The sequence below is a fragment of the Streptomyces sp. AF1A genome (assembly GCF_047340315.1).
Lineage (GTDB): Bacteria > Actinomycetota > Actinomycetes > Streptomycetales > Streptomycetaceae > Streptomyces.
Genome location: NZ_JBLEBI010000210.1, coordinates 1 through 11046, shown reverse-complemented (window position 1 = coordinate 11046; position 11046 = coordinate 1). Strand labels below are relative to the sequence as shown.

11 protein-coding genes are annotated in these 11046 nt (G+C 71.4%); 4 read left to right on the top strand and 7 right to left on the bottom strand.

The genetic code is table 11. The features are described 5' to 3' along the window. The first annotated feature begins 180 nt into the window (after nt 1-180). The 3 genes from ACLU3S_RS32675 (at nt 181) to ACLU3S_RS32665 (ending at nt 3197) form a co-directional block, all read left to right on the top strand. Nucleotides 181-990: a DsbA family protein gene (locus ACLU3S_RS32675; protein WP_413955599.1), complete on the top strand. Its 810-nt coding sequence runs from the start codon at nt 181-183 to the stop codon at nt 988-990. A gap of 92 nt (nt 991-1082) precedes the next feature. After that, a complete protein-coding gene (locus ACLU3S_RS32670; RefSeq protein ID WP_413955598.1) occupies nt 1083-2753 on the top strand; it encodes an alkaline phosphatase D family protein in 1671 nt (556 codons plus the stop codon). Nucleotides 2754-2867: 114 nt separating this feature from the next. Beyond that, a complete protein-coding gene (locus ACLU3S_RS32665; RefSeq protein ID WP_413955597.1) occupies nt 2868-3197 on the top strand; it encodes a hypothetical protein in 330 nt (109 codons plus the stop codon). Between the two features lie 85 nt (nt 3198-3282). Here ACLU3S_RS32665 and ACLU3S_RS32660 read toward each other — a convergent pair whose 3' ends face one another. Beyond that, entirely contained in the window at nt 3283-3861 is a 579-nt protein-coding gene (locus tag ACLU3S_RS32660) for a dienelactone hydrolase family protein (RefSeq protein ID WP_413955596.1), read from the bottom strand. Between the two features lie 107 nt (nt 3862-3968). Between ACLU3S_RS32660 and ACLU3S_RS32655 the strand changes: the two genes are divergently transcribed. Further along, a complete protein-coding gene (locus ACLU3S_RS32655) occupies nt 3969-5075 on the top strand; it encodes a mechanosensitive ion channel family protein (RefSeq protein ID WP_413955595.1) in 1107 nt (368 codons plus the stop codon). Nucleotides 5076-5088: 13 nt separating this feature from the next. Here ACLU3S_RS32655 and ACLU3S_RS32650 read toward each other — a convergent pair whose 3' ends face one another. The 6 genes from ACLU3S_RS32650 to ACLU3S_RS32625 form a co-directional block, all read right to left on the bottom strand. Continuing rightward, on the bottom strand, nt 5089-5829 hold the full coding sequence (locus tag ACLU3S_RS32650) for an SDR family NAD(P)-dependent oxidoreductase (RefSeq protein WP_413955594.1): 741 nt from the start codon (nt 5827-5829) through the stop codon (nt 5089-5091). 111 nt (nt 5830-5940) lie between these two features. Next, nucleotides 5941-7527, bottom strand: coding sequence for a Na+/H+ antiporter (locus ACLU3S_RS32645; RefSeq protein ID WP_413955593.1), 1587 nt, complete (start codon nt 7525-7527; stop codon nt 5941-5943). Nucleotides 7528-7600: 73 nt separating this feature from the next. Then, nucleotides 7601-8068 carry a GNAT family N-acetyltransferase gene (locus ACLU3S_RS32640; protein WP_413955592.1) on the bottom strand — a complete coding sequence of 156 codons (468 nt, stop codon included), beginning with the start codon at nt 8066-8068 and terminating at the stop codon, nt 7601-7603. Beyond that, entirely contained in the window at nt 8065-9009 is a 945-nt protein-coding gene (locus tag ACLU3S_RS32635; protein WP_413955591.1) for an RluA family pseudouridine synthase, read from the bottom strand. The genes ACLU3S_RS32640 and ACLU3S_RS32635 overlap by 4 nt, the downstream gene beginning before the upstream one ends. Before the next feature lie 111 nt (nt 9010-9120). After that, on the bottom strand, nt 9121-9693 hold the full coding sequence (gene lspA / locus ACLU3S_RS32630) for a signal peptidase II (RefSeq protein ID WP_413955590.1): 573 nt from the start codon (nt 9691-9693) through the stop codon (nt 9121-9123). Between the two features lie 59 nt (nt 9694-9752). Then, nucleotides 9753-11046 (bottom strand): TraR/DksA C4-type zinc finger protein (locus ACLU3S_RS32625; RefSeq protein WP_413955589.1); only part of this gene is annotated, 1294 nt, incomplete at its 5' end.

The following is an 11046-nucleotide window of genomic DNA, read 5'->3' as shown; positions in this document are numbered from 1 at the left end:
GCCGCCCGCGACCGCCTGCTCGTGCACTCCCTGGGACGGCGTGGACCGCCGTGCTCCCCTGCCGCCGCCCTCGGCCGGGCGACTGCCGCCCGCGCCTGAGGCGCCGGTACCTGAGCACGACCGGCCCCCCACACGTATCCCGCGTACACGCTGTGCGCGTCCCACTTGGAGATCACCCACATGAGCAAGCGAAACGCCCAGGCGGCGAAGACGGCGGCCCGCGAGCGGCTGCGCCAGGAGCGCGAGCGGCAGGCCAAGCGCGACAGGACCAAGCGGCAGCTGATCGTGGCCGCCTCGGCCATAGCCGTGCTGGCCGCGGCCGGCGGCATCGGCTACGCCGTCGTCCAGGCCAACAAGCCCAGCTACTGGGAGAGCATGAAGAGCGCCACCGTCGTCGCTCCGGCCAACACTTCCGGCAAGGACGGCACCACGGTCGTCATCGGCAAGCCGACCGCGACGAAGACCCTCAAGATCTACGAGGATCCGCGCTGCCCGGTGTGCGCCCAGTTCGAGCAGAACGTCGGCTCGACCCTGAAGAAGGACATCGACGACGGCAAGTTCAAGTTCCAGTACATCGGCGCCACGTTCATCGACCTCAAGGACAACGGCCAGGGTTCCAAGAACGCGCTGAGCGCCCTGGGCGCCGCGCTGAACGTCAGCCCGGAGGCCTTCCTGGAGTACAAGAGCGCGCTGTACTCGGCGAAGTGGCACCCGGACGAGACGGTCGACAAGTTCAAGAACGACAGCTACCTCATCCAGGTCGCGAACACCGTCCCGGCGCTGAAGAACAACGCGAAGTTCCAGGACGCGGTCAAGAAGGGCACCTACGACGCCTGGGCGATGCACATGTCGAAGACCTTCGACGACAACAAGGACGGCGTGACCGGCACCCCGGGCTTCGTCATGGACGGCAAGCAGCTCAACGGCGGCAGCCCGCTGCTGACGGTGGCCGACTTCAACAAGGTGGTGGACGCGGCCCTCAAGGGCTGACGCACCGGCGGAATCCGGCCTTCCAGTGAAGAGCGGGCGAACTTTCGACGTTCGCCCGCTCTTCCGCATACCGATCAGTAACCTGATCGGTCGTGACCAGTCGATACAGATCCTCCGAGGCATCCCAAGGCCTCAACACGCTTGCGCCACGCCGCCGTACGGTCGTCAAGGCCGCGGCGGCGACCGCTGTCCTGGCCGGTCCGCTCGCCGCCGCCCTGCCGGCCCGGGCCGCCACGGACTCCCCCGCCTTCCTGCACGGCGTCGCCTCCGGCGACCCGCTGCCCGACGGCGTCCTGCTGTGGACCCGGGTGACCCCGGCCCCCGAGGCGACGCCCGGCTCCGGGCTCGGCCCGGACGTCGAGGTGAGCTGGGTCGTGGCCAGGGACAAGGCGCTGACCGACATCGTCGCCAAGGGTTCCACCACCGCGACCGCCGCCTCCGACCACACCGTCAAGGCCGACATCCGTGGCCTGGCCCCGGCCACCGACTACTGGTTCCGCTTCTCGGCCGGCGGCACCGACTCCCCGGTGGCGCGCACCCGCACCGCGCCGGCGGCGGACGCGGACGTCTCCGGTCTGCGCTTCGGCGTGGTCTCCTGCGCCAACTGGGAGGCCGGCTACTTCGCCGCCTACCGCCACCTCGCCGCGCGCGGCGACCTCGACGCCTGGCTCCATCTCGGCGACTACATCTACGAGTACAAGTCCGGCGAGTACGCGGCCCGGGGCACGGTCGTACGGCCGCACACCCCCGCCAACGAGATCATCACGCTCGCCGACTACCGGATGCGGCACGGCCGGTACAAGACCGACCCCGACCTGCAGGCCCTGCACCTGAAGGCGCCGGTCATCGCGATCTGGGACGACCACGAGTTCGCCGACAACGCCTGGTCGGGCGGCGCGGTGAACCACACCGAGGGCGCTGAGGGGGCCTGGTCGGCCCGGCAGGCGGCCGCGAAGCGGGCCTACTTCGAGTGGATGCCGGTCCGCCCGGCGATCGCGGGGACCACCTACCGGCGGCTGCGGTTCGGCAGGCTCGCCGACCTGTCCCTGCTGGACCTGCGCTCCTTCCGGTCCCAGCAGGTCTCCGGCACCAGCGGCTCCGTCGACGACCCGGACCGCACCATCACCGGACGCGCCCAGCTCGACTGGCTGAAGGCGGGGCTGAAGGCCTCCGACGCCAAGTGGCGGCTGGTGGGCAACTCCGTGATGATCGCGCCGTTCGTCGTCGGCTCCCTCTCCGCCGACCTGCTCAAGCCGCTCGCCAAGCTGCTCGGGCTGCCGCAGGACGGCGTGGCCGTCAACACCGACCAGTGGGACGGCTACACCGACGACCGCCGCGAACTGCTGGACCACCTGCGCGCCAACGGCATCCGCAACACGGTCTTCCTCACCGGTGACATCCACATGTCGTGGGCCAACGACGTGCCGGTGGACGCCGGCACCTACCCGCTGTCCGCGTCGGCCGCCACGGAGTTCGTCATCACCTCGATGACCTCCGACAACCTCGACGACATCGTGAAGGTCCCCGAGGGCACCGTCTCCGTGTTCGCCGCGCCGCTGATCGAGGCCGCCAACCGGCACGTCCACTGGGTGGACACCGACCGGCACGGCTTCGGCGTGCTCGACATCACCGCCGACCGGGCGCAGATGGACTACTACGTCCTGTCCGACCGCACCGACGCGCACGCCACCGCGCACTGGGAGCGCTCGTACCGCACCCGCAGCGGCACGCAGAAGGTGGAGCGGACCTACGACCCGGTGTAGCCGTTCGTTCCGGTCCGGAGGCAACCGATACGACAACTTCTCCGTCACATGGTGTAGGTGACAGATCGTCATCTACACCATGATGGGAGAGACATGGCCACCCCCCAAGGTGCCTTGAAGAAGACAGCGACCATCGCGGCCGCCGTGACGCTCGCCGGACTCGCCTCCGTCGCTCAGGCGCAGGCGGCCTCGGCGGCACCCGCCTACGTCAATCTGACCGTGCTCGACCGCCACGGCGCGCCTGTCTACGCCGAGCCCAGGGACTCGTCGAAGCGGTACGGCGTGGAGAAGTACGGGACGACCCTGCGCATAGCGTGCTCCACCACCAAGACCCCGTCGGGCGCCCGGTGGTTCAGGATCTACGACTCCCAGCCGACGGCCTGGGTGTGGTCCGGGCACTTCATGTCGCTGGTCCACCCGCCCAAGGAGTGCTTCCCGGGCTGACGACGTCCCGGCACGGCGAAGCGCCGGCAGCGGCAGCCGAGCACTCGGCCCGGACCATGCCCGCATGGTCCGGGCCGGTCCGTGCTCACGTCGCCCGCAGACCGTCCAGGAAGCCGAGCGCCACCCGCCAGGTGGCCTCGGCGGCCTCGGCGTCGTAGTCCGGCAGCCCGGGGTCGGTGTAGAGGTGCCCGGCACCGGGGTACCGGTAGACCTCCACATCGGCGCCCGCTCGGCCCATGTGCAGGTACCAGGCACTCAGCCAGTCGTCCGTCTCGAACGGGTCCGGCTCGGCCACGTGCAATTGCACCGGCAGCTCCTCCACGTATGCGTTCGGCGCGATGTCCGACGTGCCGTGCAGGAGCAGCAGCCCACGCGCCTTGTCGTCGCCGAGCGCGAGAGTCTGCGCGATGGAGGCGCCGAGCGAGAACCCGGCGTACACCAGTCCCCGCTCCGAGTTCGGCGCCGCCGCCAGCACGGCCCGCTTCAGCAACTCCTCCTTGCCGATCCGCTCCTTGAACTCCATGCCGTCCTCGACGGTTTCGAAGGTGTGCCCCTCGAAGAGGTCCGGGGTCCACACCTCGTGGCCCTCGGCGCGCAGCCGGTCCGCGGCATCGCGCACCGCGGGCCGCAGCCCGTAGGTCGAATGAAACAGCATGATGTTCATGAGGCCATGGTGCCAGCCGGTGCCGTCCCGGCCGTAACCCGGCGCTGTCCGTCCGTGCCGGGAAGTCACATGTTCGTACTCCCCGGAAGCCGGTTACGTTCGAAGGCATGGAGATCCTGCTCCGTCCTGTGATCGTGGTCGGCGGGTGCGTGGTCCTGACCGTTCTCCTCGGCTGGGCCACGGACCTGCTGCTGCGCAAGGCCGACGCCCGCCACGGCGAGACCCCCTTGTGGGACCGGCTGCGGCGCGGCCGCATCCCCTACCAGCTGGTGCTGTGTGCCGCCCTGCTCAGAGGCTCGTACGATCAGGTGAAGCTGCTCCAGGAGCACCGGGTCGGTATCGGGCGCACGCTGACCCTGGTGCTGATCGGGGCGGCTGCCTGGCTGGTGATCCGGATCGCTGCGGCGATCGTGGAGACCTCGTACAGCCGGTACGCGCGCGCCCACCACGATCCGGCGCGGGTCCGGCGGGTGCGGACCCAGGTGACGCTGATCATGCGCGTGGTCTCGGCGATCGTCGGCGTGGTCGCGGTGGCCGCGATGCTGCTGACGTTCCCCGCGATGCGCGCCGCCGGCGCCTCCCTGCTGGCCTCCGCCGGGGTCCTCGGCATCGTGGCCGGCGTCGCCGCCCAGTCGACGCTGTCGAACCTGTTCGCCGGCTTGCAGATCGCCTTCGGTGACATGGTCCGCCTCGGCGACACGGTCGTCGTGGACGGCGAGTGGGGCACGGTCGAGGAGATCACCCTGACCTTCCTGACGGTGCGGACCTGGGACGAGCGCAGGATCACCATGCCCGTGTCGTACTTCACCTCCAAACCCTTCGAGAACTGGTCGCGGGGCACCCCGCAGATGACCGGCATCGTCTACTGGCACCTCGACCACAGCGCCCCCGTGGAAGCGATGCGCGAGAAGCTGCGCGACATCCTGCGCCAGTGCCCGGCCTGGGACGGCCGCGCCTACGGCCTGGTGGTGACCGACACCACACCGAACACCATGCAGGTGCGCGCGCTGGTGACCGCGAAGGACGCGGACGACATCTGGACCGTCCGGGTCACGGTCCGCGAACAGATGATCACCTGGCTGTCCGCGGAGCACCCCTATGCGCTGCCCCGGGTCAACACCTCGGACGCGGTGAGGGCGCCCCACCGCATCCCGTCCCCCGACCGCAGCTCGCTGCACAAGGCCTACGACGTCCCGCGCACCGGCCGGGGCTGATTGGCCCCTCGCGTCAGTGGCCGCGCTCGGCGCCCCCATTGACCTGGATCACCTGTGAGGTGATGTGCGCGGCGGCGGGCGAGGCCAGCCAGTGCAGGGTCGCCGCGACGTCGCCCGGTCTGCCGGCCCGTCCGGTGGAGGTCTCGGCGATGAGCTGTCGCCGCCGCTCCTCGGTCATCGCATCGCCGAAGAACCCGGTGTCCTCGATGTACCCCGGCGCCACCACGTTGACGGTGATGCCCCGCGGGCCCAACTGGCGCGCCAGATCATGGGCGTAGGGGTGCAGCGCGGCCTTGGCCGCCGCGTAGGCGCCGCTGCCCGAGCCGCGGTGGGCGGCGATGGAACTCAGGAAGAGCACCCGCCCGCCGGGCTCGGCGAGCCGCTCCTTGAGGGCCTCGGTGAGCAGCGCGGCGGTCAGGGTGTTGAGCCGGAAGTTGACGGTCCAGGCGTGGGCCACCCGGTCGAGCGGTTCGTCGCTGTCCGCCGGCGGCTCCAGACCGCCCGAACCCCCGGCGCTGTTCACCAGCACGTCGACCGTGCCGAACTCCTGGGCGACGAGACGGGCGACGCCCCGCACGTCGTCGGGCTCGGTGAGGTCCGCCGCGTGGGTGAGCGCCCCCGGCACGCCCGCCTTCTCCAGCACCGCCGCGCGCCGCCCGAGCAGCAGTACCCGGTCCCCGTCCGCGGCGAAGGCCCGGGCCGTCGCCAGCCCGATGCCCGTGCCGCCACCACTGATCACGATGTTGCGAGTCATGGTCCGAGCGTAGGAGCGTGCCGCGGACACCGCTTCCGGTTGTCCACAGAAGCAATCTGTTCGTATGACCGCGGGCTGAGCCGTACGACCGCCGCCGTGCGAGCAGGGGCATCACCGCATGCTGCGCACGTCGAGATACCTGAGCACCCGGTCCACGATCTCCGGGTCCGCCCCCGGCTCGCTGCGTGCCGCCAGCACCTCGTGTCGCGCCGCGCTCAGCATCTCGCCCTGGATGCGCCGGATCCGCTTCAGCCGCCGCGCCCGCTGATGCTGCGCCTCCCGCCGCTCCTCCTCCCCCATGTCCGGGCTGATCCGGATCCCGATGTCGAAGGCCCGCCGCAGCATCTGCTCCGACAGGTCGTCGGGCAGGTCCTCCACCTGCTCGATCTCCCGCAGCCGGCGTTTCGCCGCCCTCGTGGCCCGCACCGCCAGCTCCTTCTCGAACTCCTTCTCCCGCTCGGAGTCGGAGCGCACCCCGAGCCGCTTCACCAGCCACGGCAGAGTCAGTCCCTGGAGCACCAGCGTCGCGAGGATCACCCCGAACGCGATGAACACGATCACGTCCCGCTCCGGGAAGGGCGACCCGTCGTCGGTCCGCAGCGGGACTGCCAGCGCCAGCGCCACAGAGGCCACCCCGCGCATTCCGGACCACCACATCACGACGGTCTCCCGCCAGCTCGTCGGGATCTCCTCGTCCAGGTCGCGACGGGCGTGCAGCCGCTTGGTCAGCCAGGTCGCCGGCAGCAGCCACAGGAGCCGTACGACGACCACCACGCCCACGACGGCGGCCGCCCAGCCGAGCATCTCGCCCCACCGCCCGCTCGCGGTGCGAATGGCGTTGTGCAGCTCCAGGCCGATCAAGCCGAACGCGACGCCCGTGACCAGGGTGTCGATGATGTCCCAGAAGGTGTGCCCGGCCAGCCGGGTCATCACGTCGTCGGCGCCGGTGGCGTGCTCGGCGAGGAAGAGGGCCGTGGTGAGCACGGCGAGCACCCCGGAACCGTGCAGCTTCTCCGCGAGCACGTAGGAGGCGTACGGGACCAGCAAGGTCATGCCGATCTGCAGGGTCGGATCGCCCAGCAGGTCCATCAGCCGGTTCGCGCCCCAGCCCAGCACCAGCCCCACGGCCACGGCCACGACGGCGGACAGCACCAGCTCCAACCCGGCCCGCCACGCCGAGAACGTGCCGCTCACGGCGGCGCCGATCGCCACGTGGTACAGCACGATGGCCGTGACGTCGTTGAAGAGCCCCTCGCCCTCCAGGATCGACACCAGGCGGCGCGGCAGCCCGAGCTGCCCGGCGACGCTGGTCGCGGCGACCGGGTCGGGCGGGGCGATGAGCGCGCCGAGCGCCACCGCGGCGGCGATCGGCAGCCCCGGCACGATCGCGTTGGCGACGACCGCCACGCACACCGTCGTCAGGAACACCAGCGCGACGGCCAGCAGGAAGATCGGGCGCTTGTTGGCGGCGAACTGCCGCCAGGAGGTCCGCCGCACGGCGGCGTAGAGCAGCGGGGGCAGCAGCGCGGGCAGGATCAGGTCGGGCGGGATGTCCACGTTGGGCACGAAGTCGGCCACCGCGAGGACCCCGCCGAACAGCGTCATCAGCACCGGCGCCGGCACCCCGAAGCGGTCCCCCACCGGGACGCTCACCAGGGCCCCGAGCAGCAGCACGAACAACAAAGCCAACTGGTCCACGGCCGGCGCTCCGGTAGTCGATGATCACACGGCAGGCCTCCAGCCTGCCATGCGGCCGATGAGCAGGCCGCTGCTAGAGGGTGCGGCGCATCGCCCGGTGCGGTATGCCGGCGTCCGGGAACTCCGGGCCGTACGCCTCGTATCCCAGGCGCTCGTAGAAGCCCAGTGCGTGGGTCTGCGCGTGCAGCTCCACCGCGGCGAGGCCACGCGCGCGCGCCGCCTCCTCGATGCCCCGCACGAGGGCCGCACCCACGCCGAGCCCCCGGGCCTCACGGGTGACGGCGAGCCGCCCGAGGGAGCCCACCGAGAGGTCCCCGCCGGTCTTGGCGTCGGCCACCTCGCCGTGCAGCAGCCGGCCGGTGCCGAGCGGCACCCCGTCCTCGCGGACCGCCAGCACATGCACGGCGACGGCGTCGTAGGCGTCGTACTCGATGTCCTCGTCCACGCCCTGCTCGGCGACGAAGACCTCCTTGCGGACCGCGAAGCACGCCTCGCGGTCAGCGGGATCCTCGGCGACCCGGACGGTGTACGCCGTGCTCATCCGTACGTCTCCTCGCGCACCTGGTCGAGGGCCTTCTGCAGGTCCCCGGGATAGTCGCTCTCGAACTCCACCCAGCGTCCGTCCCCCGGGTGCTCGAAACCGAGCCGGACGGCGTGCAGCCACTGGCGGGTCAGGTGCAGCCGCTTGGCGAGGGTGGGGTCGGCGCCGTAGGTGAGGTCGCCGACGCACGGGTGGCGGTGGGCCGCCATGTGGACGCGGATCTGGTGGGTGCGGCCGGTCTCCAGCTTCACGTCCAGCAGGGAGGCGGCGCGGAAGGCCTCGATGAGGTCGTAGTGCGTCACCGAGGGCTTGCCGTCGGCCGTGACCGCCCATTTGTAGTCGTGGTTCGGATGGCGGCCGATCGGCGCGTCGATGGTGCCGCTGGTCGGGTCCGGATGGCCCTGGACCAGCGTGTGGTAGCGCTTGTCGACCGTGCGCTCCTTGAACTGGCGCTTGAGCGACGTGTACGCGTGCTCGGACTTGGCGACCACCATGAGGCCGGAGGTGCCCACGTCGAGGCGGTGCACGATGCCTTGGCGCTCGGCCGCGCCGGAGGTGGAGATCCGGTAGCCGGCGGCGGCGAGGCCGCCGATGACGGTCGGCCCTGCCCAGCCGGGCGAGGGGTGCGCAGCGACACCGACCGGCTTGACGATCACCACCACGTCATCGTCGTCGTGCACGATCTCCATGCCCTCGACCGGCTCCGCGACCACCTGCACCGGCGCGGCCGCCTGCGGCATCTCGACCTCCAGCCAGGCGCCGCCGCGCACCCGCTCGGACTTGCCGACCACCGCGCCGTCGACCTGGACCTTGCCGGCGGCGGCCAGCTCCGCAGCCTTCGTGCGGGAGAAGCCGAACATGCGGGAGATGGCGGCGTCGACGCGCTCGCCCTCCAGGCCGTCGGGCACGGGCAGGGTACGGATCTCGGGAATCGTGCTCACCCGTCGAGTATGCCGGACGGGCCGGACGGCCCCGCACGGGCCTGTGGACAACTCCCGGGCGCGAGGCGCCGGACGATCTGCCGGGCCGGCCGTTCGGGACGGTCGGCCGGGTCAGTCCTTGTGGATCGTGCCGTCCGGGTCCAGGCCGCGGAAGGACAGCAGCACGATCAGGATGCCGCCGCACACGATCGCCGAGTCGGCGAGGTTGAACACCGCGAAGCCCTTGGGCGCGATGAAGTCCACGACCTCGCCCTCGAAGATCCCGGGCGCCCGGAAGATCCGGTCGGTGAGGTTGCCGAGCGCACCGCCGAGCAGCAGGCCGAGCGCGATCGCCCAGGGAAAGCTGTACAGCTTGCGGGCCAGCCGGATGATCACCACGATCACCGCGGCAGCGATCAGCGTGAAGATCACGGTGAACGCCGCGCCGAAGCCGAAGGCGGCGCCCGGGTTGCGGATGGCGTGCAGCTCCAGGAGGTCCCCGACGAGCTTGATCGGCGTGCGCCCCTCCAGCTTGGCGACCACCAGCGCCTTGCTGATCAGGTCGAGGGCGTACGCGAACGCCGCCACGGCGAACAGCACGGCGATCCGGCGCCCGCGCCCGTTCCGCCGCTGCGCCGGGGTCTGCTGTTCGCCGCCGTCGTCCGGGGTCTCCGGCGTACCGATGATGCGCTCCGCCTCTGCCACGTGAGTCCCTCAACCTAGGTGCCTGACTGAGGACGAGACTACGGCACGACCCCGCGCGCTCAGGAGCGGCGTTCCTGCTTCTGTTTGCACTCCACGCACAGGGTGGCCCGCGGGAAGGCCTGCATACGTGCCTTTCCGATGGGATTGCCGCAGTTCTCGCACAGGCCGTAGGTCCCCGCGTCCAGCCGCTCCAGCGCGCGCCCGGTCTGGATCAGCATCTCGCGCGCGTTGGCGGCCAGCGCCATCTCGTGCTCGCGCGTGATGTTCTTGGTTCCGGTGTCGGCCTGGTCGTCGCCCGCGCCGTCGCCGGAGTCGCGCATCAGGCCGACCAGGGACGCCTCGGACGAGCTGATCTCCTCCTGCAGCCGCTCCATCTCGGACTGCAGCTCCGCGCGGGCCTCGGCGACCTCTTCCGGGGTCCAGGGGTCCTCGCCCGGGCGCACCGCCAACTCGCCGGGTTCCGCCGCGGCGCCGCGCGCCTTGGGAACGGCGCTCTCCGCCGTGGCCGTGCCAGGAGTCTTCTTCGCAACCACCGTCGTGGCTCCCGTCTGCTTCGCGGCCCGCGCCGCGCCCGCTTTCTTGGCCGTGCTCTTCTCGTCCGGCGCCGTGGCAGGTCCCCCGGCGGTCGCGCGCTCTCCACCGGCTTCCCCACGGACGGCCTTCTTGCCGGCGGCCGCCTTCCCGGCGGCGGTCCTCTTGGCCGCCGCCTTGCCGGACGCCGTCCTCTTGGCCGCCGTTGCCGTCGCGGCGGCCGGTTTCTTCCCGGCCGTCTTCTTCGCCGGCGCCTTGTCGGCGGTCGCTTCGCCGCCGGTCGTCTTCTCGGCGGGCGTCTTCCCGGTCCCGGTCTTCCCGGTCCCGGTCTTCTTCGCCGCCTTGCGTCCTGCGGCCTCGTCGGCCTCAGCCGCCTTCTCCACGACCGGCTTCACGACGGCTCCTTTCTTCGCGGCCGCCCTGCCGGGCACCGCTTTCCCGCCCCCCTCCTGCGCCACGGCCTTCTTCGCCGCGGACTTCTTGGCTGCGGCCTTCTCGGCCGCTTCCCTCTTCGCCGCTTCCTTCCTGACGACGGCCTCTTTGGCAGCCGTCTTCGTGGCGACCGCCTTCCCCGCGGTGGCCTTACTGGCAGGCGCCCTCTTGGCGGGTGCCTTCTTGGCAGGCGCCTGCTCCGTCGTGTCCTTCTTGGCGGACGCCTTCCCCGCCGTGGCCTTCTCGGCGGCCGCCTTCCCCGCCGTGGCCTTCTCGGCGGCCGCCATCTCCGCCGTGGCCTTACCGGCGGACGCCATCCCCGCCGTGGCCTTACCGGCGGACGCCATCCCCGCCGTGGCCTTACCGGCGGACGCCATCCCCGCCGTGGCC

Coding starts and splice junctions, on each gene's coding strand:
- ACLU3S_RS32675 (WP_413955599.1), top strand. CDS start 181: ATGAGCAAGCGAAACGCCCAGGCGGCGAAGACGGCGGCCCGCGAGCGG.
- ACLU3S_RS32660 (WP_413955596.1), bottom strand. CDS start 3,861: ATGAACATCATGCTGTTTCATTCGACCTACGGGCTGCGGCCCGCGGTG.
- ACLU3S_RS32655 (WP_413955595.1), top strand. CDS start 3,969: ATGGAGATCCTGCTCCGTCCTGTGATCGTGGTCGGCGGGTGCGTGGTC.
- ACLU3S_RS32650 (WP_413955594.1), bottom strand. CDS start 5,829: ATGACTCGCAACATCGTGATCAGTGGTGGCGGCACGGGCATCGGGCTG.
- ACLU3S_RS32640 (WP_413955592.1), bottom strand. CDS start 8,068: ATGAGCACGGCGTACACCGTCCGGGTCGCCGAGGATCCCGCTGACCGC.